Annotated in this window: 20 protein-coding genes; 12 read left to right on the plus strand and 8 right to left on the minus strand. The window is 72.7% G+C overall.

From position 1 onward, the window contains the following. Positions 1–75: 75 nt before the first annotated feature. The 3 genes from mycP to ACGGAQ_RS23620 are packed head-to-tail and all read left to right on the plus strand — an operon-like array spanning position 76 to position 2,984. Positions 76–1,407, plus strand: a complete 1,332-nt coding sequence (gene mycP, locus ACGGAQ_RS23610; RefSeq protein WP_393052506.1) for a type VII secretion-associated serine protease mycosin — start codon at positions 76–78, stop codon at positions 1,405–1,407. Positions 1,408–1,459: 52 nt separating this feature from the next. After that, positions 1,460–2,251, plus strand: coding sequence for a phosphatase PAP2 family protein (locus tag ACGGAQ_RS23615; RefSeq protein WP_393052507.1), 792 nt, complete (start codon positions 1,460–1,462; stop codon positions 2,249–2,251). 37 nt (positions 2,252–2,288) lie between these two features. Continuing rightward, positions 2,289–2,984, plus strand: coding sequence for a phosphatase PAP2 family protein (locus ACGGAQ_RS23620; RefSeq protein WP_393052509.1), 696 nt, complete (start codon positions 2,289–2,291; stop codon positions 2,982–2,984). Between the two features lie 13 nt (positions 2,985–2,997). On the opposite strand, the gene ACGGAQ_RS23625 is transcribed toward ACGGAQ_RS23620, so the two are convergent. The 6 genes from ACGGAQ_RS23625 to ACGGAQ_RS23650 form a co-directional block, all read right to left on the minus strand. Further along, the gene (locus tag ACGGAQ_RS23625) at positions 2,998–4,176 is read right to left on the minus strand and encodes a MarP family serine protease (RefSeq protein WP_354860820.1); all 1,179 of its coding nucleotides are present in this window, start codon (positions 4,174–4,176) and stop codon (positions 2,998–3,000) included. Between the two features lie 64 nt (positions 4,177–4,240). Next, complete coding sequence (locus ACGGAQ_RS23630) at positions 4,241–4,933, minus strand: NUDIX hydrolase (protein ID WP_393052511.1); 693 nt, start codon at positions 4,931–4,933, stop codon at positions 4,241–4,243. Then, positions 4,930–5,571: a redoxin domain-containing protein gene (locus tag ACGGAQ_RS23635; protein WP_355064913.1), complete on the minus strand. Its 642-nt coding sequence runs from the start codon at positions 5,569–5,571 to the stop codon at positions 4,930–4,932. The genes ACGGAQ_RS23630 and ACGGAQ_RS23635 overlap by 4 nt, the downstream gene beginning before the upstream one ends. Then, complete coding sequence (gene nth / locus ACGGAQ_RS23640) at positions 5,568–6,356, minus strand: endonuclease III (protein WP_393052513.1); 789 nt, start codon at positions 6,354–6,356, stop codon at positions 5,568–5,570. The genes ACGGAQ_RS23635 and nth overlap by 4 nt, the downstream gene beginning before the upstream one ends. A gap of 41 nt (positions 6,357–6,397) precedes the next feature. Next, positions 6,398–7,576, minus strand: a complete 1,179-nt coding sequence (locus tag ACGGAQ_RS23645; protein WP_393052515.1) for a CapA family protein — start codon at positions 7,574–7,576, stop codon at positions 6,398–6,400. 56 nt (positions 7,577–7,632) lie between these two features. Beyond that, positions 7,633–8,295 carry an adenosylcobinamide amidohydrolase gene (locus ACGGAQ_RS23650; protein WP_393052517.1) on the minus strand — a complete coding sequence of 221 codons (663 nt, stop codon included), beginning with the start codon at positions 8,293–8,295 and terminating at the stop codon, positions 7,633–7,635. A gap of 143 nt (positions 8,296–8,438) precedes the next feature. Between ACGGAQ_RS23650 and ACGGAQ_RS23655 the strand changes: the two genes are divergently transcribed. The 9 genes from ACGGAQ_RS23655 to ACGGAQ_RS23695 all read left to right on the plus strand — a co-directional run bounded on the left by ACGGAQ_RS23655 (position 8,439) and on the right by ACGGAQ_RS23695 (position 19,683). Further along, on the plus strand, positions 8,439–9,116 hold the full coding sequence (locus ACGGAQ_RS23655) for a Crp/Fnr family transcriptional regulator (protein WP_007466162.1): 678 nt from the start codon (positions 8,439–8,441) through the stop codon (positions 9,114–9,116). A gap of 109 nt (positions 9,117–9,225) precedes the next feature. Beyond that, a complete protein-coding gene (locus tag ACGGAQ_RS23660; protein WP_393052519.1) occupies positions 9,226–9,969 on the plus strand; it encodes a metallophosphoesterase family protein in 744 nt (247 codons plus the stop codon). Positions 9,970–10,564: 595 nt separating this feature from the next. After that, the gene (locus ACGGAQ_RS23665) at positions 10,565–11,149 is read left to right on the plus strand and encodes a TetR/AcrR family transcriptional regulator (RefSeq protein WP_393052696.1); all 585 of its coding nucleotides are present in this window, start codon (positions 10,565–10,567) and stop codon (positions 11,147–11,149) included. Between the two features lie 37 nt (positions 11,150–11,186). Then, positions 11,187–11,984 carry a TIGR03084 family metal-binding protein gene (locus ACGGAQ_RS23670; protein ID WP_393052521.1) on the plus strand — a complete coding sequence of 266 codons (798 nt, stop codon included), beginning with the start codon at positions 11,187–11,189 and terminating at the stop codon, positions 11,982–11,984. Then, positions 11,981–13,645: an acyclic terpene utilization AtuA family protein gene (locus ACGGAQ_RS23675; RefSeq protein WP_393052523.1), complete on the plus strand. Its 1,665-nt coding sequence runs from the start codon at positions 11,981–11,983 to the stop codon at positions 13,643–13,645. The genes ACGGAQ_RS23670 and ACGGAQ_RS23675 overlap by 4 nt, the downstream gene beginning before the upstream one ends. Then, on the plus strand, positions 13,642–14,838 hold the full coding sequence (locus ACGGAQ_RS23680) for an acyl-CoA dehydrogenase family protein (RefSeq protein WP_393052525.1): 1,197 nt from the start codon (positions 13,642–13,644) through the stop codon (positions 14,836–14,838). The genes ACGGAQ_RS23675 and ACGGAQ_RS23680 overlap by 4 nt, the downstream gene beginning before the upstream one ends. Then, positions 14,835–16,436 carry an acyl-CoA carboxylase subunit beta gene (locus ACGGAQ_RS23685; protein WP_393052527.1) on the plus strand — a complete coding sequence of 534 codons (1,602 nt, stop codon included), beginning with the start codon at positions 14,835–14,837 and terminating at the stop codon, positions 16,434–16,436. The genes ACGGAQ_RS23680 and ACGGAQ_RS23685 overlap by 4 nt, the downstream gene beginning before the upstream one ends. Positions 16,437–16,447: 11 nt before the next feature. Beyond that, positions 16,448–18,523 (plus strand): biotin carboxylase N-terminal domain-containing protein, encoded by a 2,076-nt coding sequence (locus ACGGAQ_RS23690; RefSeq protein WP_393052529.1) that lies wholly within the window; start codon positions 16,448–16,450, stop codon positions 18,521–18,523. Further along, positions 18,520–19,683 (plus strand): acyl-CoA dehydrogenase family protein, encoded by a 1,164-nt coding sequence (locus ACGGAQ_RS23695; RefSeq protein ID WP_393052530.1) that lies wholly within the window; start codon positions 18,520–18,522, stop codon positions 19,681–19,683. The genes ACGGAQ_RS23690 and ACGGAQ_RS23695 overlap by 4 nt, the downstream gene beginning before the upstream one ends. 2 nt (positions 19,684–19,685) lie before the next feature. On the opposite strand, the gene ACGGAQ_RS23700 is transcribed toward ACGGAQ_RS23695, so the two are convergent. Together ACGGAQ_RS23700 and ACGGAQ_RS23705 are read right to left on the minus strand one after the other, a co-directional pair. Continuing rightward, positions 19,686–20,837: a hypothetical protein gene (locus tag ACGGAQ_RS23700; protein ID WP_393052532.1), complete on the minus strand. Its 1,152-nt coding sequence runs from the start codon at positions 20,835–20,837 to the stop codon at positions 19,686–19,688. Further along, the gene (locus ACGGAQ_RS23705) at positions 20,834–21,775 is read right to left on the minus strand and encodes a transporter substrate-binding domain-containing protein (protein WP_393052533.1); all 942 of its coding nucleotides are present in this window, start codon (positions 21,773–21,775) and stop codon (positions 20,834–20,836) included. Before ACGGAQ_RS23705 ends, ACGGAQ_RS23700 begins: the two co-directional genes overlap by 4 nt. Between the last annotated feature and the right edge of the window lie 124 nt (positions 21,776–21,899).

Here is a 21,899-nt window from a genome sequence, read left to right on the forward strand (position 1 = left end):
TGTCTCGGTAGTTCCTCCCGTGACGGGTGGGGAAACCGGTAATCTCCGATCGTCGTGGTTCCGTCGTCGGATTGAATGGCTGAGGATGTGACAGGGGTTCGGCACAGCGGTCCGGCAGTGGCCCGGCGGGCCGGCCGGGCGCTGCTCGGTGTGGCGGCGATGCTCGCTGTCGCGGTTCCGACCGCCGCACCCGTCGCCGCGCCCAGCAGCGGCGGGCAACTCGCCGGCGCAGCGGTGGCGCTCGCCCCCGGTGACAGCGTCGCCCGCAGCGACCAGGTCCGTGACGAGCAGTGGCAGCTCGACGAGTTGCGGGCCGACACGGCCTGGCGCACCTCAACCGGCCGGGGCGTGACCGTGGCGGTGGTCGACTCCGGTGTGGACGCCAACCATCCCGACCTGGCCGGCCAGGTGCTGCCCGGCCTCGACCTGGTCGGGCCCGCCGGCGGCGCCGGCCCGGATCCGGTCGGTCACGGCACCACGGTCGCGGGCCTGATCGCCGGGCGTAACGACGACAAGCGGGGCGTGGTCGGCCTGGCGCCGGATTCCCGGATCCTTCCGGTACGCGTGCTGGACGAACGCAACAAGTACGACGACGCCCTGATCGTCGCGAAGGGCGTCCGCTGGGCGGTCGACAACGGCGCCCGGGTGATCAACCTGTCGCTGGGCGGCAGCGGGGACAGCCCCGCCCTGGCCGCAGCTCTGGACTACGCGTTCGCCCGGGACGTGGTGGTGGTCGCCTGCACCGGCAACCTGGCCACGTCGACCGACTCCAAGGTCTGGTACCCGGCTCGCGAGCCGGGCGTGATCGCGGTCGCCGGGCTGGAGCGCAGCAGCGACAACCTGTGGTCCGGGTCGATCACCGGCCGGGCGACGGTGCTTACAGCTCCCGCCACCGGCCTGGTCGGCGCCCGCCCGGCCGACGGGTACTGGCGGGTGCAGGGCACCAGCTTCGCCTCGCCGTTGGTGGCCGCCACCGCCGCGCTGGTCCGGTCCCGCTTTCCGGACATGCCCGCCGGCGAGGTGGTCAACCGGCTGCTGGCCACCGCCCGTGACCTCGGCCCGACCGGCCGGGACGACCGCTTCGGCTACGGGGCGGTCGACCCGGTGGCGGCGCTGACCGCGGACGTTCCCCCGGTCACCGCCAATCCGCTGGACGACCTGACCTCGCCGGGCGTGGTCGGCTTCGGTCCGGCCCCCGGTTCGGGCGACAACGGCCCGGTCAGCGGCGCCGGCAGCGACACGCTCGGTTTCACCGCTCCCCGCCAGCAGACGGGGTGGACGGCCCGGCCGGCGGGCGTGCCGGACGAATCCGCGCCGGAGCAACTGTGGACCGGGGTTGTGCTCTTCGCCGCCCTGGTGACCGGCGCGGCGCTGATGGTGCGCCGGTTCCGTCAGCGCTCTCGCTGAGCGCCGCTGACGGCAGGTCTGATTGCCCGGCGGGTGGGGTAGAACCGTCCGCATGAGCACGCCCGCCGCACGTACCCTCGACACCACCCGGCGCCCGTCCTGGCGGCGCCGCCGCCTCGACCCGGACCACTCGTTCGGTCTGCGGCTGACTCTGGCGGCGACGGCGGCGTTCCTGGTGCTGGTGCCGTTCGCCCTGCTCGCGCTGCTGGTGCTCGGTGCGTGGGCGCCGCTGCACCGGCTGGACACGACGATCACCGACGCGCTGCACGACCACGCGGTGCACCACCCGGCCTGGGTCGCGCTGATGGACGTCTGGAGTGCGGTGTTCGCGCCCATGCCGCTGCGGGTCGTGGCGCTGCTCGTGGTGATCTGGCTGCTGCGCCGGCAGGCTCGGCGGCTGGCCCTCTGGGTGACCACGACGATGGTGGTCGGCGGGTTGATGGGTCCACTGCTCAAGTTGCTCGTCGGCCGGGACCGGCCGGAACTGCTCGACCCGGTGGCGCGGGCCGCCGGCTACTCGTTCCCCTCCGGGCACGCGCTGAACGCCACCCTGGCCGCCGGGGTGCTGCTGCTGGTGTTCCTGCCGTACGTCCGACGTTGGGCCTCGCGGGTCGCGCTCTGGGTCGCTGCGCTGCTGCTCACCGTGGTGACCGGGGTGAGCAGGGTCGCGCTCGGTGTGCACTTCACCAGCGACGTGCTCGGCGGTTGGCTGCTCGGCGTGGCGGTGGTCGCGGCGACCACCGCCGCGTTCACCAGTTGGCGGGCGCACACCGGCCTCCGACCGGTCCGGCCGGTCCGCGACGGCGTCGCGCCCGAGGTCGAGCGGCAGCCGGACAAGACCTGAGGCGTGACGACGACGCCGACCGGGTACTGGCCGGCCCATGTCCGACACCGTGGTCCAGATCGTCCGGCGGGTGCTGCTGCCGGTGTCCCTCCTGTTCGGTTTCATGGTGCTGCTCGGGGTGCTGGTCACCCGCGTGTTCGCCCGGACCTGGCCGTTCACCGTCGAGGACGCGGTGAACCGGGAGTTCGCGGGTGACCGCACCGGCGGCTGGAACGACGTCTCGCTGGTGTTCAGCACGCTGGCCAGCACCCAGATGATCGTCGTGGTCACCGTGCTGGTGGCGCTGGCGCTGCGGCTCTGGCTGAAGCGCTGGCGGGAGCCCCTGTTCCTGTGCGCGGCGGTGACCGCCCAGGCGCTGGTGTTCCTGTTCACCACGATGGTGATCGACCGGCAGCGGCCGGCGGTGGAGCACATGGATGTCTCGCCGCCCACGTCGAGCTTCCCGTCCGGGCACACCTCGGCGGCGGTGGCGCTCTACGTCGGTATCGCGGTGCTGATGGCACTGCGGGCGCGCAGCACCGGAGCGAAGGTCGCCTGGTGGACGCTGCTGCTGATGGTGCCGGTGGGTGTGGCGCTGACCCGCATGTACCGGGGGATGCACCACCCGAGCGACGTGGTGGCGTCCTTCCTCAACGGCGGCACCTGCGTCGCGATCATGGCCCGGGCGGTGCTGGACCGGGGACTGCGCTGGGGGCGGACCAAGCTGCCGCTCGCCGCACCGGCCCGGACCTGACCCGGCGCGACGCTCAGGTGCACTCGCCGGTGGCGACGGCCCGGTTGCGCTCGGCGCCGGCCAGCGCCACCGGCCGGGCCTCGGCGGCGGTCACCGCGAACCCGGTGTTGGGGTCGTCCGCCGCCGCCGCGAAGATCACGCCGAGCACCAGGCCGTTGGCGGAGAGCAGCGGCCCACCAGAGTTGCCACTACGCACCAGAGCCCGGATTGTGTAGATCTCCCGGGTGACGTCGCCGGAGGAGTAGATATCCGGCCCCTTGATCCGGTCGACGTCCCGAACCCGCGCCGACTGCGCGTTGTACGGGCCGTCGAGCGGGAAGCCGAGCACGATGGCGTCGGAGCCGCTGCCCGCGTTGCCGGCGGCGAACCGCAGCGACGGGCCGGGCAGCCCCGGCACCAGCAGCACCGCCAGGTCGCGGTTCGGGTCGTAGACCACCACCTGACCGTCGTACCGCTCACCGCCCAGCTCCACCGCCACCGATCGGGTACCGGCGACCACGTGGGCATTGGTCATGACCCGGTCGTCGGCGTACACGAAGCCGGAGCCCTCGATGCGGCGGGAACAGCTGGGCGCGGAGCCCAGCACCTTGACCACCGAGCGCTGACCGTTGACCACCAGCTGGGAGCCGGCCAGCGCCGGGTCGGGCGGATCGACCTGCCGGGCCCGGGTGGGCGCGAGACCACCGAAGACGTCCGGGAACCCGTCGGTGTCGACGGTGTCCTCCAGAGCGGTGGAGAGCCGGTGCGCCTCCTCCGGCAGCACCCCGTTCACCACGGTGATCAGCGCGCTGTTGCGCACCGCGGCGGCGAGCCAGGGCACCGACGACGACCCGAGCGGTACGGCGACGAGCCAGGCCAGCAGGAGCACCGCGAACAGTGAGACGAACGCCCCGCCGATGTCGTCGACCCGCCGACCCACGTCGCTGGTGATCGTCTTGCGCAGGTGCGAGCCGAGCCAGCCGGCGAGCGCCTGCCCGATCACGGCCAACCCGAAGATCGCCACCAGTGAGATCAGCACCCGGGTGCCGGCGTCGACGAACTGCCGGGCGAACAGCGGCCCGAGTTGCAGGCCGAGCAGGAGTCCCAGGAAGAAACCGGACAGCGACGTGATGCCGATGACGAAACCCTGGCGGTATCCGCTGATCGCGAACACGAGCATGAGCAGCAGCAGGACGAGATCCACGACGGACACGGGGTCCAGCGTACGGGCAGTGCGCCTACCGGATGACCACCGCTTGCGGAAGGTGACCGCGTGGTCAGCGTAGGGCGGTCTCGTCGACCTCTTCGGTGCCGGCCGACGGCGCGGGAGTGGCCCCCGTTGGCGGCAGCTCGACCAGCCGGCCGGGCGACCACGGGCGGGCCCAGCCACCCATCTCCAGCAGGGCCGCCAGCACTCCGGCGGTGAAGCCCCAGACGAGCATGCCGCGCGCCGAGAACGCCGGCCCCACCCAACCGCTGGGGTGGCGGACCCGCAGCCGGTTGGCCGGGTCGACCAGCTCGCGGACCGGCAGTCGCGCCACGTGCGCCACCTCGGCGGGCTCGGCCGGGTGCACCGGGTGCGGGTCGTGCCACCAGGCCAGCACGGGGGTGACCACGAAGTCGCTGACCGGGATCCACAACTTCGGCAGTTCGGCCAGCACGGTGACGCTGGCCGGGTCGAGGCCGACCTCCTCGTTCGCCTCGCGGAGTGCGGTGGCCCGGACGTCGGCGTCCTCCGGGTCGGCCGCCCCGCCCGGGAAGGCCGGCTGACCGGCGTGGTTGCGCAGGGTGGCGGCCCGTTGCAGGACCAGCACGTCGGGACCGGTGCCGGGCTGCTCACCGAGCAACACCAAAACGGCGCTCTCCCGGCCGCCCTCGGCGGGGGTGGTCAGCCGGGTGAAGTCCTCGGCACGGGCGGTGCCCAGCCGGGTCAGCAACGGCTCGATCCACTCGGGCGGTCGGCGGATCATGCTGGCACCGTCAGGCCGAGATGTTGGCGGACCAGCTTGGCGATCTGCGCGTCGTCGAGCGCCCCGGTGGCGTCGATGTGCCGGATGCGGCCCTGCGCGTCGACGAAGAGGGTCAGCGGGAAGGCATTGCGCTTCAGTTCCCGTTGCAGCGCGTCGCCCTGGTCCACCAGGATTGGGAACCGTACGCCGAAGTCCTCGCCGATGGACTGGGCGCCGCCCCGGCTGTCCCGGGTGTTGACCCCGACCACCTGGAGTCGCCCGGCGGCGCGCTCGCTGAGCCGCTGGAAGGCGGGCAGTTCCTTGCGGCACGGCCCGCACCAGGAGGCCCACACGTTGATCACGGCTGGCCCGGCCACGTCGCGCAGAGCGACGGGAGCGCCGCCGGTGAAGCAGGCGAGGGTCAGCTCCGGCAGCTCCTGCCCGCCGGGTGCCGTCGACGTGCCGGGCGTGGCGGGGGCCGTCGTGCCGGCGCCGGGTGACGCGGCCGTGGGGGGAGTGCCCAGCCCGGCGCAGTCACGGAAGGGCGACGGCCGCTCGGCGGCGGCCGGCCGTGGTGCGGGGTCGTCGGCCGGGCTGCCGGTGCAACCGGCAACGACCAGCAGCAGCGGCAGGACGAGCAGAGCGAGGCGCCGGTTCACGGCACCTCCGCTGCGACCGCCTGCGCGGGCACCAGCTCCGGGTCGACCCCGGCGGCCACCGCGAGGTCCCGCGCCCGGGGGCCCTTGAGCAGCTTGGCGGCGGCAGCCGGCTCGGTCGGGCCGGTGCCGTACGAGGGGCAGAGCTTCGCGAGCGTGCACGCCCCGCAGGCGGGCTTGCGGGCATGGCAGACCCGTCGCCCGTGGAAGATGATCCGGTGCGACAGCATGGTCCAGTCGCGCTTGTCGTACAGCGCGCCGATCGCGTGCTCGATCTTGACCGGGTCGGTTTCGGTGGTCAGCCGCCACCGGTGCACCAGCCGCTGGAAGTGCGTGTCGACCGTGATCCCGGGGACGTCGAAGGCGTTGCCGAGAATGACGTTGGCGGTCTTGCGGCCGATCCCGGGAAGCGTCACCAGGTCGACGAGCCGGCCGGGGACCTGACCGTCGTACCGGTCGAGGAGGGCCTGCCCGAGCTTGAGCAGCGAATCTGTCTTGTTGCGGTAGAAGCCGGTGGGCCGGATCAGCTCCTCCATCTCGCTCCGGTCGGCCCCGGCGTACGCGGCGGCGCTCGGGTAACGGGCGAAGAGCTTCGGGGTGACCTCGTTGACCTTCTTGTCGGTGCACTGCGCCGAGAGGATGGTGGCGACGGCCAGCTCCAGGGCGTTGGAGTGGTCCAGCTCACAGTGCGCGTCGGGGTGCGTCTCGGCCAGCACCCGGCCGATCTTGCGGGCACGACGTTTGCGCCCGAGATCGGTCTCGCTGGCACCGGGAGGGCTACTGGTCACGACGGTCAGCCTACGTCGCACCCCGGACGTTCCTGCTCGGGTCAACCCGCCGTCGGCGCGGTGATCCTGCCCTGCCCGTCGAACCGGGCCCCGCCCTTCGGGAAGTCGGCGCGGCTCAGCTCGGTGACCAGGCCCAGGCCCCGGTCGTCCGGGTCCATCGTCGGCTTGCCTGTGGAATTCATGTACGTCGAGGTGAACGTGCCGCCGGCCCAACTGCCGTCCGGCTTGAGCGACACCTTCAGCACCCCGCCCCAGCCGAGCCGGCCAGTATTGATCAACGTGTTGCTACCGCCGGCGAAGTTGCCCAGGCTGTACGCGATCAGGCGCCCCTTGTAGAACTCCATGCCGCGCAGCACGTGCGGCCCGTGCCCGACGATCAGGTCCGCGCCCGCGTCGATCATGGCGTGCGAGAACTTCACCGGGTCCCCCCGGTTCTCACCCGAGAAGATCTCGGTGCCGGGTTTCACCCGGGTCTGGTCCGCGCCCTCGCCGCCCATGTGCACCTGCACCACCACCAGGTCGGCCATGGTGGCCGCCTTGGCGACCACCGTCTTGGCCTTGGCGATGTCGACCAGGCTGTTGGACCAGACGTACGACGAGAAACCCACCACGGCCACCTTGACGCCCTTGACGTCGACCACGGTGAACTCGTCCGGGGCGCCGGTGTGCTCCAGGTCGTACTTCTCCAGCGCCTTCTGCGTGTTCTCGTAGCCCTTCGGCCCGTAGTCGTAGCCGTGGTTGTTGGCCTGGTTGAGCACCTTGAAGCCGGCGTCGCGCAGGTGCGCGGCGTACTCCGGTGGGGCCCGGAACTGGTAGCAGCGGGTGGAGTTGGGCCCGCACTTGCCGGTGCCGGTGTCCACCGTCAGCGGCTCCTCCAGGTTGCCCATCACCAGGTCGGCCTTGAGCGCCTGCTTGACCGAGTCGAAGAAGCCCTTGCCGCCAGCAGCGGGGAGCCGGCTCGGCGCGTTGCCCATGATGATGTCGCCGGTGGCGGAGAGCGAGATGGCGCCACCCCCGCCGGAGGTTGCGGCGCCGCCGCTCGCCTTCGGGCCGGACGTGGTCACCGGCGCTCCGGTGCCACCACCACCGGCGCCGGGCTGCCACACCGGGGCCTCCCCGCTGTCGGCACAGCCGGCGACGAGCAGGGCGGCCAGCAGCGCCGCGAGGCCGAGGGCGACGCGGCGGAACGAGCGGGGCGCGAGGGAGGCGGAAGCGTACATCGCCCGCGACCCTACCGGCCCCGCAACGCGCCGACGAGGGCCGATCGGTCGGAAGTTCAGCCGGCCAGCCGGTCCGACCAGGGAACGACCTGCCGGTCGCCGCCCGCGCGCACTGCGGCGTGCACGGCTCGGGCCAGCGGGGCGCCCCAGGTGGAGCGCGGTCCGCCGTAGGCGACCTCCGGCCCGTCCACCGGACAGAGCACGGTGACCGCGTCGGTGGGGGTGCCGGTCCCGGGCAACCCCAGCTCGACGATCGCCTGGGTCTTCGCCTCGGTGGCGGTGGCGACGGCGTTGACCAGCGCCGAGTCGGCGAGCCGGGCCGGCACGTACACCACGATGTTGACCGTGCCCACCCGCTGGGCGAGCGCGGCCGGTTCCGGCGCGGCCGCGGGCACCGGGGTGCCGAGCCCGACCGTCGCCCAGGCCCGCACCCCGGTGTCGGTCCGGGCGACCACCTCGGTCACGTCGACGCCGGTCAGCAGGCCCACCCCGGGCCCGTCGAGGGCCAGGTCCGCGGCGAGCGAGGTCAGGTGGGCGGCGGGGTCGTCCCGGTCGTACGACATGGGCACTGTCGCGTTCAGCACCCAGTGCCGGACGCCGACGCCACCGCCGAGCGGGCCGCTGCTGACCGCTCGCAAGGGCCCGTCGGCCCGCCAGACGAGCAGCGGAATGTGCCGCCCGTCCTCGGCGCGGCTGGTCAGAGTCGGGTCGCTCAGCACGTCGGGCAGGTTACGCCCACCGATCAAGATTCCAGGGGCGACCTCTGATTCGTGCTCACGTGCGCCTAGACTTGGCGGCGCGCGAGGGGATCAGCGGACGGCGGACCCGGCCGATGGACGGCACGCGTAGGCGGAGGTGCGCGATGGATGAGGTACTGGCCCGCAGCGGGATCTTCCAGGGTGTCGACCCGGAAGCTGCCGAGGCACTTGCCAAGGAGATGGAGACGATCGAGGTCCGCAAGGGCGAGATCGTCTTCAATGAGGGCGAGCCCGGCGACAGTCTCTACATCCTGCTGTCCGGGAAGATCAAGGTCGGCCGCCGGGCGGCGGACGGCCGGCAGAACCTGATCGCGGTGATGGGGCCGTCGGACATGGTCGGTGAGCTGTCGCTCTTCGACCCGGGTCCGCGTACGGCGACCGCCACCGCGGTGACCGACACCCGGCTGGTGCGGCTGCGCAAGCAGGCGCTGCGGCCGTGGCTCAACAACCGTCCGGAGATCGCCGAGCAGCTGCTCCGGGTGCTCGCCCGGCGGCTGCGTCGGACCAACGACTCGCTCGCCGACCTGATCTTCACGGACGTGCCGGGCCGGGTCGCGAAGAACCTGCTCCAGATGGCCGGCCGGTTCGGCACGCGCGATGGCGGCGTGCTGCGCGTGACGCACGACCTCACCCAGGAGGAGATCGCCCAGCTCGTCGGCGCCTCCCGGGAGACGGTCAACAAGGCGCTTGCCGACTTCGCCTCGCGCGGCTGGCTGCGGCTGGACGGCAAGAGCATCATCATCCTGGACCCGGAGCGCCTCGCCCGCCGCGCCCGCGTCTGAGCGGTACTTCCCGTCCCCGCCTGCCGTCACCGACGGCAGGCGGGGACGTTTTCGTCTGCCCGGCGCAGAAATGCTGGCTCGGGGCGGCAGAAGCGGTGAGGGTGGGCCCATGGTGAACAGGGTTGCGGTGCTCTCCGACATCCACGGCGTACTCCCCGCGCTGGAGGCCGTGCTGGCCGAGCCGGACGTCGCCGCCGCCGACCTCATCGTGCTGACCGGCGACATCGCGTCCGGCCCGCAGCCGGTCGAGGTGCTGGACGTACTCGCCGACCTGGGTGACCGGGTCTGCTGGGTGGGCGGCAACTGCGAACGTGAGCTGGTCGACGCACGGGCCGGCCGGCCCGCCGCTTTCGAGGTGTCCAACTGGGCCGGCGGGCAGCTCCGCGAGGACCAGGTGGCCCGACTCGCGGCCCTGCCGGCGACGGCGACGTTCGAGATCGACGGCCTCGGGCCAACACTGTTCTGTCACGCGACCCCTCGTGACGACGAGGAAGTCGTGCTCGTCGACTCCCGAATGTCCCGCTGGTCGGAGGTGTTCGCCGGCCTCCCGGCCGAGATCACGACGGTGGTCTGCGGCCACACCCACATGCCGTTCACCCGGCTGGTCGACCGGCGCCTGGTGGTCAACCCGGGCAGCATCGGCATGCCGTACGGAGGTGCGGGCGCGTGGTGGGCGCTGCTCGGTCCGGGCGTACAGCTGCGCCGCACCGCCTTCGACGTAGACGCGGCCTGCGCCCGGGTGGCGACGGAGTCGACCTTCCCCGACGCCGCCGCCTGGGCCGACGAGTACCTGCGCTCCCAGCACAGCGACGCCGACGCCCTCGCCGTCTTCGGCCCGCGCGACGGCCGCTGACCCACACCGCTCCGACGCCGCACGTGCCCCGGCGCCGCACATGCCCTCGACGTTGCGGACGGCTCGCGGTTGCAGGCGGCCTCGGCTGGTGGCCCACAGCCGGCGCCGGCGAATCAGCTGAGCTCGGAGGACCCCCTCTGCTGCCTGTAGAGCTGCCCCAGATCTGGGGCAGACCAGGCGTCGCCGCCCCCCCACTCGTGGGGCAGCTCTACAGGGCCAGGGAGTGGCAGATGGCGTATCGTCGCCGCCCAATCCCGAGGCAGGGCAGCTCTCCGGAGGCCCTGAAGGTGGAGGGGCAGATGGCGCATCGTCGCCGCCCAATCCACGGGCGGGGCAGCTCTACGGAGGCCCCGGAGCAGGAGGGGCAGATGGCGCGTCGTCGCTGCCCCATTCGTGGGGCAGCTCTACAGGGGCCGGAGAGGGCAGTCGAGGTCAGCTCGACCTGAGTACATCGCCGGTCCAGCCATAAAAAGTCAGTCTTGACTGTTTGTTTCGGAGGCCGCAGGCTGTTGCCGTGTCCGCCGCATCGACGTCCGCCGCATCGACGTCTGCTGCCTCGACGTCTGCTGCCTCGACGTCCGTCGGCGCGACGCGTGTGCCCCAGCAGGAGCGCAGTCGCGCCACCCAGGCCCGCCTGCTGGAGGCGACAGTAGACTGCCTCATCGATCATGGCTGGTCCGGCACCACGACCACCGTCGTGGCGGCGCGAGCCGGTGTCTCGCGGGGCGCACAGCTGCACCACTATCCGACGAAGGCCGCGCTGGTCACGGCCGCCGTCGCCCATCTGGCCGAGCGCCGGGCCAACGAGCTGCGCACCGAGGCCGAGGCGTTGCCGGCCGGCCCGCAGCGGCTGGACCGGGTGATCGACCTGCTCGGGGTGGCCTTCACCGGGCCGCTCTTCGTCGCCGCGCTCGAACTGTGGGTGGCCGCCCGCACCGATCCGGAGCTCCGCGACGCTCTGGTCCCGTTGGAGGCGACGGTCGGCCGGGAGATGCACCGGCTCACCGTCGTCCTGCTCGGTGTCGACGAGCGTCGTCCCGGCGTCCGCGAAGCCGTACAGGCCACCCTCGACCTGCTGCGCGGGCTCGGGGTGGCCAACCTGCTCAGCGACGACTCGGCCCGCCGCGCCGCCCTGCTCGTCACCTGGAAACGCCAGCTCGCCACCCTCCTCACGCCCTGACCCCGGCCACACCGGCCCAGCACCGACCGGAGGCACCATGGTCGACCTCAGTGACCTGCTCGCGGATCTGGCCGACGAGTCCGCCGACCTGGACGCGTTGGTCGCGCCGCTGCCGGCGGCCGACTGGGCCCGCCCGACCCCGGCGGCCGGCTGGAGCATCGCGCACCAGATCGCCCACCTCGCCTGGACCGACCACGTGGCGCTGCTGGCCGCCACCGATACCGAGGCGTTCTACGCGACGGTGACCGGCGCTCCGGACGTGACCCGGCTGGTGGACGCGGGTGCCGATGAATTCCTCGCCCCGCCCGTCGACCTGCTCGCCCGCTGGCGCGCCGGGCGGGCGGCACTCGCCGACGCCCTGGCCGCCGTCCCGGCCGGCGAGAAGCTGCCCTGGTACGGCACCCGGATGTCGGCCACCTCGATGGCGACGGCCCGAATGATGGAGACCTGGGCACACGGCGAGGACGTGGCCGACGCCCTCGGTGTCGTCCGCCCCGACAGCGACCGGCTCCGGCACGTGGCGCACCTCGGTGTGCGTACTCTCGGGCACGGTTTCGCCGCCCACGGCCGGGAGGCACCGGCGACGCCGGTCCGGGTCGAGTTGGTCGGGCCCGGCGGTGACATCTGGACCTGGGGTCCGGCGGACGCCGCCGACCGGCTGAGCGGCCCGGCCCGGGACTTCTGCCTCCTGGTCACCCAACGCCGCCACCGCGCGGACCTCGCTCTGGTGGCCACCGGCCCGATCGCCGACGAGTGGCTCGACGTGGCGCAGGCCTTCGCCGGGCCGTCCGGGGCCGGCCGGGCACCGGCCAGCGAAAACGGAGTACGGGCGTGATCCGCATCGGCAACGCCTCCGGCTTCTACGGCGACCGGTTCACCGCCTGGCGGGAGATGCTCGACGGCGGCGAGCTGGACGTGCTGACCGGTGACTACCTGGCCGAGCTGACCATGCTGATCCTCGGTCGGGACCGGCTGCGCGACCCCGGCCTCGGCTACGCGAAGACGTTCCTGCGTCAACTGGAGACCTGCCTGGGCACGGCCCTCGACCGGGGGGTGCGGATCGTGACCAACGCCGGCGGGTTGAACCCGGCCGGCCTGGCCGCCGCCATCGAGGCGCTCGCCGGCCGTCTGGGCCTGTCGGCGAAGGTCGGGTACGTCGAGGGCGACGCACTTCAGCGGCCCGACGCGCTCACCGCGAACGCCTACCTGGGCGCGTTCGGGATCGCCGCCTGCCTCGACGCCGGTGCCGACGTGGTGGTCACCGGCCGGGTCACCGACGCGTCATTGGTGGTCGGCCCGGCCATCGCCCGGTACGGGTGGGGCCGCGGCGACCTCGACGAGCTGGCCGGGGCGACCGTCGCCGGGCACCTCCTGGAGTGCGGCGCGCAGGTCACCGGGGGCAACTTCAGCTTCTTCACCGAACTGCCCGACGGCGGGCACCGCCCCGGCTTCCCGATCGCCGAGGTGCACGCGGACGGCTCCTCGGTGGTCACCAAGCATCCGGGCACCGGCGGCGGGGTCACCGTGGAGACCGTCACCGCCCAGCTGCTCTACGAGATCGGCGGACCGGCGTACCTGGGGCCGGACGTGGTCACCCGGCTGGACTCCGTGACGTTGCGCCCCGACGGGCCGGACCGGGTCCGGGTCTCCGGCGTGCGAGGCACCCCGCCGCCGGCAACGCTCAAGGTGGGCGTCAACAACCTCGGCGGCTTCCGGAACTCGATGACGTTCGTCCTCTGTGGGCTGGACATCGAGGCGAAGGCGGCCCTGGTGCGAGGGCAGATCGAGGAGGCGGTGGGCAAGGACGGGCTGAAGTTCACGCTGGCCCGGACCGACCACCCGGACGTCGCCGACACCGAGGTGGCCAGCGCCCTGCTGCACGTACACCTGCGCGACGGCGACCGGGCGCGGGCCGGGCGGGCCTTCTCGGCCGCCGCGGTGGAGCTGGCGCTGGCCTCCTACCCGGGCTGCACGCTGACCACCCTCCCGGGCGACGCGACACCGTACGGCGTCTTCACCGCCGACACCGTGCCGCAGGACGAGGTCGCGCACGTCGCGGTCCTGCCCGGCGGTGAGCGGGTGTCGATCGCCCCACCGATCCACACCGCCCCCACCGCGGACGACGAGACCGTACCGGGCGGTGACGCGGCGGTCGACGGCCCGACCCGGCGCGGGGCGCTCGGCGAGCTGGTCGGCGCGCGCTCGGGCGACAAGGGCGGCGACGCCAACCTCGGTGTCTGGGCCCGAACCGACGCCGGGTACGCGTGGCTGCGCACCTGGTTGACCGTCGAGCGGCTGGCCGAGCTGCTGCCGGAGACGGCGTCGCTGTCGGTGCGGCGCTACGAGCTGCCGAACCTGCGCGCGGTCAATTTCGTGATCGAGGGCCTGCTCGGGGCCGGGGTCGCCGCGTCCACCCGGTTCGATCCGCAGGCCAAGGCGCTCGGTGAGCTGCTGCGCGCCCGGATCGTCGACCTGCCGACGGGGGTGACGCGATGAGCATCGTGGACACCCCCGAACGGCGGCAGCTGCGCGAGTTGACCCGGGCCTTCGTGACCCGGGAGGTGCTGCCGCACCTGGACGATTGGGAGCGGGCCGGCGAGGTCCCCCGGGCCCTGCACGCGACCGCCGCGAAGCTCGGCCTGCTCGGCATCGGTTTTCCCGAGTCGGTGGGCGGCAGCGGCGGCGACCTGCTCGACTCGATCATCGTGACGGAGGAGCTGATCCGCTCGGGTGGCTCGTCCGGCCTGGTCGCGGCCCTGTTCACGCACGGCATCGCGTTGCCGCACATGGTCGCCGCGGCCGGCGCCCGCACCGGCGGGTCGCTGGGCGGCCGGCTCGGCGGCACCCTGCCGTCCGCCGACGACGGCCTCATCGAGCGGTACGTCCGGCCCACCCTGGCCGGCACGATGATCGGCGCGCTGGCGATCACCGAGCCGGACGGCGGCTCCGACGTGGCCGGCATCCGCACCACCGCCCGCCGCGACGGCGACCACTACGTGGTGAACGGGTCGAAGACGTACATCACCAGCGGGCACCGGGCCGACTTCGTGACCACCGCGGTGTGCACCGATTTCCCCGGCAGCGGTGAACTGACCCTGCTCGTCATCGACAAGGGGTCGCCCGGCTTCACGGTGGGCCGCCGACTGGAGAAGCTGGGCTGGCACTGCTCGGACACGGCGGAGCTGTCCTTCGTCGACGTGCGGGTGCCGGTGGCCAACAGGATCGGCGCGGAGAACACCGGCTTCCTGGCGATCATGCAGCACTTCGCCGCCGAGCGACTGTCGCTGGCGACGCAGGCGTACGCGACCGCGCAGCGCTGCGTCGAGTTGGCGGTGCGCTGGTGCCGAGACCGGGAGACCTTCGGGCGTCCGCTGGCCAGCCGACAGCTGGTCCGGCACCGGCTGGCCGAGATGCACACCCGCGCCGAGGCGGCCCGGTCGTACGTGCACGAGGTGGCCATCCGGGTGGCGGCGGGCGAGCCGGTGGTGACCGAGGTGGCGATGGCCAAGAACGTCGCGGTGGCCGCCTGCGACCAGGTCGTCGACCAGGCGTTGCAACTGCACGGTGGCTTCGGCTACCTGCGTGACGCCGAGGTGGAGCGGCACTACCGCGACGCCCGGATCCTCGGCATCGGCGGCGGCACCACCGAGATCATGAACGAGATCATCGCGAAGGGCATGGGCCTATGACGATCCTGGACAGCGCGATCGACCCGGCCGCACCGGGGTACGTGGCGAACCGGGCGGCATTGCTGGAGCGGCTGGCCGAGCTGGACGTCGCGCTGGACCAGGCCCGGGCGGGCGGCGGCGAGAAGTACGTGTCCCGGCACCACAAGCGCGGCAAGCTGCTCCCCCGGGAGCGGATCGAGCTGCTGGTGGACGCCGACAGCCCGTTTCTGGAGCTGTCGCCGGTCGCCGCGTACGGCACGGACTTCCCCGTCGGGGCCAGCGTGGTCACCGGCATCGGCGTTGTCGAGGGCGTGGAGTGCCTGATCGTCGCCAACGACCCGACGGTACGCGGCGGCGCGGTCAACCCGTGGTCGCTCGCGAAGACCCGGCGTGCCGGTGAGATCGCCCTGGCCAACCGGCTGCCGATGGTCAACCTGGTCGAGTCGGCCGGGGCGGACCTGCCCACCCAGGCGGAGATCTTCATCCCGGGCGGTCGGGTGTTCCGAGACCTGACGCGGCTCTCGGCCGCGGGCATCCCGACGGTCAGCGTGGTCTTCGGCAACGCCACGGCCGGTGGCGCGTACGTGCCGGGGATGTCAGATCACGTGATCATGATTCGGGACCGGTCGCAGGTCTACCTGGCCGGGCCGCCGCTGGTGAAGATGGCGACCGGCGAGGTCACCGACGACGAGTCGCTGGGCGGGGCGGCGATGCACGCCGGCACGTCCGGGCTCGCCGACTACCTGGCCGAGGACGAGCGCGACGGCATCCGGCTGGCCCGGCAGTGCGTCCGCCGGCTCAACTGGCGCAAGCAGGGCCCGTCGCCGCGCACGGCCGTGCCGCAGCCGCCGAAGTACGACGCGGAGGAGCTGCTCGGCATCGTCAGCTCCGATCTGAAGGTGCCGTTCGACCCGCGCGAGGTGCTGGCCCGGATCCTGGACGGCAGCGACTTCGACGAGTTCAAGCCGGCGTACGGGGACGCGCTGGTCACCGGCTGGGGCGAGCTGCACGGATACCCGGTGGGGGTCCTGGCGAACGCCCGAGGGGTGCTGTTCAGCGCGGAGGCACAGAAGGCGGCCCAGTTCATCCAGCTCGCGAACGCCTCGGACACCCCGCTGATCTTCCTGCAGAACACCACCGGCTACATGGTCGGCACCGAGTACGAGCAGCGCGGCATCATCAAGCACGGCGCATTGATGATCAACGCGGTGTCGAACTCGACGGTGCCGCACCTGACGGTGAACCTGGGCGCCTCGTACGGGGCCGGCAACTACGGCATGTGCGGGCGTGCGTACGAGCCGAGGTTCCTGTTCACCTGGCCGAACGCCAAGTCGGCGGTGATGGGCCCGGCGCAGCTCGCCGGGGTGCTGTCCATCGTGGCCCGGCAGGCCGCCGCCGCCCGGGGGCGGGACTACGACGAGGAGTCCGACGCGGCGATGCGGATGATGGTGGAGCAGCAGATCGAGTCGCAGTCCGGCGCGCTCTTCCTCTCCGGCCGGCTCTACGACGACGGGGTGATCGACCCCCGGGACACTCGGACCGTGTTGGGGCTCTGCCTCTCGGCGATCCACAACGGACCGGTGAAGGGCGCCGACGGGTTCGGCGTCTTCCGGATGTAGAGAGGCCACTCATGATCAACAGACTGCTCGTGGCCAACCGGGGCGAGATCGCCCGCCGGGTCTTCGCCACCTGCCGCGCGATGGGCGTGCAGACCGTCGCCGTGCACTCCGACGCGGACGCCGACGCGCCGTTCGTCGCCGAGGCCGACCAGGCGGTGCGGCTGCCCGGGAACACGCCGGCCGAGACGTACCTGCGGGTGGACCTGATCCTGGACGCGGCCCGGCGCAGCGGCGCGGACGCCGTCCACCCCGGCTACGGCTTCCTCGCCGAGAACGCCGAGTTCGCGGCGGCGGTGACCGACGCCGGGCTGACCTGGGTCGGGCCGCCGGCCAAGGTGATCGCCGCGATGGGCGACAAGCTGGCGGCGAAGGCGCTGCTCGCCGACGCGGGTGTGCCGATGCTGCCGAGCTGGACCGACGCCGACGAGGTCACGGGCTTCCCGGTGCTGGTGAAGGCGTCCGCGGGTGGTGGCGGGCGGGGCATGCGGATCGTCCGGGACGCCGATGACCTGACCGAGGCCGTGGCCTCCGCGCGCCGCGAGGCGGCTGCCGCGTTCGGCGACGGCACGGTCTTCATCGAGCGGTACGTCGAGCGCGGCCGGCACGTCGAGGTGCAGATCTTCGGCGACACCCACGGGACGGTGGCCGCCCTCGGTGTCCGGGAGTGCTCGATCCAGCGCCGGCACCAGAAGATCATCGAGGAGGCGCCCGGGGATCTCCCGCCAGGGCTGCGGGAGCGGCTGCACGAGACTGCAGTGGCTGCCGGACGGGCTGTCGACTACGTGGGGGCCGGCACTGTCGAGTTCCTGCTGGCGCCGACCGGCGAATTCTTCTTTCTCGAAATGAACACCCGGCTGCAGGTGGAGCACCCGGTCACCGAGTTGATCACCCCGGTCGGGCTGGACCTGGTTCGGATGCAGTTGTTGGTGGCCGAGGGCGCCCCGCTGCCCGAGCACCACCACTACCCCGCCACGCGCGGCTACGCGATCGAGGTACGGCTCTGCGCCGAGGAGCCGGCGCAGGGCTGGCGGCCCGCCACCGGCACCCTGCACCGCTTCGACGTGCCCGGCGTGGACCGCGAGTTCGGCTGGCTCCAGCGGGCGGGCCTGCGGCTCGACTCCGGCGTGGTGGCGGGCTCGATGGTGGGTGTGCACTACGACTCGCTGCTCGCCAAGCTGATCGCGGTGGCGCCGACCAGGTCGGAGGCGGCCCGCGCGCTGGCGGGCGGGCTGGCGCGGGCCGAGCTGCACGGGGTGGCGACCAACCGCGATCTGCTGGTTAGGGTGCTGCGCAGCCCGGAGTTCGCGGCCGGCGAGATCGACACCGGATTCCTGGACCGGCACCCGGAGGTCTTCGCGCCGCTGCTCCCCGCCGGCCGACTCCCGATCGCCGCGCTCGCGGCGGCGCTGGCCGGCGCCGCGCAGCGTCGGACGGACGCCCCCGTCCTCGCCGGACTCCCCTCCGGCTGGCGCAACGTGCCCGCGGTCCCCCAGACCACCCTCTTCGTCGGGTCGGACGGCGACGAGATCGAGATCCGCTACCGCCTGGACCGGACCGGCGCGCTCGCCGACTGGTCCAGCACGTTGCCAGCCGACGACTCCGCCGAGCGGCCGAAGGTCAGCGACGCCTCCGAATCGGCGAACACGCCGACCGTGGCGCTGGTCGAGGCCACCGGAGACCGGGTGGTGCTCGACGTCGACGGGGTTCGGCAGGCGTACCGCGTACACCGGGTGGGGTCGGAGGTCTTCGTGGACGGCCCGGACGGGGCGGCGAGCCTCGTCGAGCTGCCACGCCTCCCGCTGCCCACGGCGGCGGTGGCGGCCGGGTCGCTGCTGGCGCCGCTGCCCGGCGCGGTGACCCGGGTGCACGTCCAGGTCGGCCAGCGGGTCACGGCCGGCGATCCACTGCTCACGCTGGAAGCGATGAAGCTGGAACACCCCGTGCTGGCCCCGACCGACGGGGTGGTCACCGAACTGCCGGTGCCGGCCGGCGGTCAGGTCCGCACCGGCGCCGTCCTGGCCGTCATCGACGGCTCCCCCGCAAGCGGCGACCTGGAGCCGTCGAACCCCGAGGAGGACCCCCGATGACCTTCGACCTCACCCCCGAGCAGGACCAACTGCGCGACGCCGTGCGGGCGCTGGGACGCCGGTACGGCCACGGCTACTTCGTCGAGAAGGCGAAGGCCGGCGAGCACACGACCGAGTTGTGGGCCGAGGCCGGACGGCTCGGCTATCTGGGGGTCAACATCCCCACCGAGTACGGCGGCGGGGGTGGCGGCATCACCGAGCTGGCCATCGTGTGCGAGGAGTTGGCGGCGGCGGGGTGCCCGCTGCTGCTGCTGGTGGTCTCCCCCGCCATCGCGGCGACCGTCATCAACCGGCACGGCACCGAGGAGCAGCGCAAGCGGCACCTGCCCGGCCTCGCGGACGGCTCCCAGAAGATCGTCTTCGCGATCACCGAGCCGGAGGCCGGTTCCAACTTCCACCGACTCGGCACGGTGGCCCGCCGCGACGGCGACGACTGGCTGCTCAACGGCCGCAAGTGCTACATCTCCGGGGTCGACGAGGCCGGGCACGTCCTGGTGGTGGCCCGGACCGAAGATGCGTCCACCGGCAAGTTGAAGCCGGCGCTGTTCCTGGTGCCGACGGACGCGGCCGGGCTGACCCGGTCCAAGCTGGACATGGAGATCGTCTCTCCGGAGAACCAGTTCCTGCTCTACCTCGACGACGTGCGAGTGCCCGCCGACGCGCTGGTCGGCGAGTCCCTGGACGCCGGCCTGCCGGCGCTCTTCGCCGGGCTCAACCCCGAGCGGATCACGGTCGCCGCGATGGGCGCCGGCACCGGCCGGTACGCCATCGAGCGGGCCAGCGAGTACACCGCCACCCGCAAGGTGTGGGGTGGCCGGAGCATCGGCTCGCACCAGGGGGTGTCGCATCCGCTCGCCCACGCGGCGGTGCAGGTGGAGCTGGCCCGGCTGATGATCCAGAAGGCCGCCACCCTGTACGACTCCGGCCGTGACCTGGAGGCCGGGGTGGCCGGCAACATGGCCAAGTACGCGGCCGGGGAGGCCGCCGCGCTCGCCGTGGACACCGCGGTGCAGGCCCTCGGCGGGGCGGGCATGACCACCGAGTATGGGGTGGCCACCCTGCTCGGCGCGGTCCGGGCCGGCCGGATCGCCCCGGTCAGCCGGGAGATGATCCTGAACTTCGTCGCCCAGCACGTCCTCGGCCAGGACAAGTCCTACTGACCTCAGCCGGGGGCCCGGCAGGCCGCGTCGATGCGGTGCACCGGGCGGACCCGGCGGCCCATCCCCTCCAGCAGCGAATCCTCGATGTGGAAGTCGTGGATCCGCAGCCGGTGCCGGGGCAGCTCCTCCTCGCTCGGGCAGAGCACCTGCGCGCGGACGAGGTCGACCGGCACGTACCGGACTCCACCCCGTTCCTGCAGGATCACCATGCTGACGTCGTCGGTGGTCACCACGTGCCCCCGTACGTCCTCGGTCGGGCCGTTCTCGGCGCCCACAGTGGTCACGGTGAGCGGGAGCACCGGTGTGCTGATCACCGGCAGCGCGGCCCAGACCAGCATGGCCAGCACCGCCACCTCGGTCAGCGACGCCAGCGGTCGGATCACCACGCCGGGTAGCGGCCCGGCGATGAAGAGCGCCAACACCGGCGGCACCACGAGCAGTGCCAGCACCAGCAGCTCGCCCTGCGCACGGGCGTCGCGCAGCGTCGGCAGCAGCAGCCAGCCGTACCCGGCGAACAGCGCGACGATCGCGGACAACCGAGGTACGACCCAATCGTGCAGCCGGTCCGGACGGAGCTGGAACGCGGCGGCGAACGCCGGCAGCAGCAGCGGCAGGTAGAGCAGCGGCCAGGTGAGCAGGGCGAGCAGGAAGCTCGCCAGCACCACCCAGGCGGGGGTGAGGTCCGCCCAGCGCGCGAAGAGCGGGCGGCGACGGGTGCCGGGCGGCAGTTGTTCCACGCTCACGGCCAGCACCGCGCCGAGCGCGAAGACGGCGACCAGCCCGGTGGAGAGCAGCCGGGCCGCGGTGGTCAGGAACCCGGCGAGCAGGTTGACCGGACCGACGTTGGCGACCAGCAGCAGCGTGGTCTGGAGTTCCCCACCCGCCTCCACGCCGAGCCGGAGCACCGAGAAGATCGCCGGTACGCCCACGACGGCCGTCCAGAACGACTGGCTGGCCCGCGCCCGCCGCTCCGCCGGGTCCCACCGCACCGGCACCTGCTGGACGTCGGCGACCGGCACGGCGGGTTCGGCCCGCGGCACCCCGGTCGGCCACCCGCCGGCGTCCACCTCCACGTGGTCGGTCGGCACGGACGCCCGGGGCGGCACCGGGCCGCCGGCGCTCGCGTCACCGGTGGCGGTCGGTACCGTGCTCACCGCCGGGGCGCCTTGTCGTCGAAGTCGACAAGCTTCGGTACCTCAAGTGGCTGTGGCTGAGTCTTCTCGACGCGCAGCCACGGGCCCAGGGTCCGGTTGTACGCGGTCAGCCACGGGCTGGCCTGCCCGTTGCGGCCCTGCTGGTAGCTCTTTTGCAGGAAGAAGGCGACCAGGTCGCGCAGCGCCGGATCGCCGATCGGCACGCCGATGCCCAACAGCTCGCTCGTGCCGAAGGGCAGGTCGACGATCTCGAACTCCTTGGGGTACGTGGCCAAGAAGCCCGCGAGGATCGTCTCGTCCGAGCTGACCACGTCGTACCGGCCGGCGCGGATGCCTGTCACGCAGTCCCAGACGTCCTTCACCACCAGCGCCTTGACCTGGCGCTTCTCCAGCTCGGCCTCGGTGGTGGAGCCGCCGGTGGTGCAGATCTTGTAGGCCGGGTCGCGCAGGTCCTCGATGGTGCGGATCTTGTCCTTCAGCCGGACCGGCACCAGCACCTCCTGGGTGGTGACGAAGTACGGGCCGGCGAAGCTGACCAGCTTCTTGCGCTCCTCGGTCATCGAGAAGCTGGACACCACCAGGTCGACAGTGCCGCCCTGCAGGTACGGGATCCGATCCTCGGTGGCCGCCGACACGAACTCCAACTGCTGGTCGCCCTCGTAACCGAGGGAAGCGGCGATGTACCTACCGATCTCGACGTCGAAGCCGACGTGCTCGCCGTTGCGGAGGTCGCCCATCAACGGCTCGTTGGTGGCGACGCCGATGCGCAGCTTCGACTGCCCGTAGATGTGCGACTCACGCAACTTCTCCTGCACCGACGGCAGGTCCGGCTCCTTCCGGCTGTCGCAGCCGGCGGCGGCGGAGAGGGTGAGGGTCAGGGCGACCGCCAGCGTCGACGCGACCGAGCGGAGCCGGGACTGGGAACTGCGTACGTTCATGGGCGACCTCGCTGACGGAGCAGTCTGCGGAACACCGAGAGTAGCGAGCTGGGTCCACTGCGTGTGCACGCCGACCGGTCGGGTCGGCTGGTCCGTTCGATCAACGCCGATCGGCGCGGCGGAT

Source organism: Micromonospora sp. NPDC047557 (assembly GCF_043205095.1).
Classification (GTDB): Bacteria; Actinomycetota; Actinomycetes; order Mycobacteriales; family Micromonosporaceae; genus Micromonospora.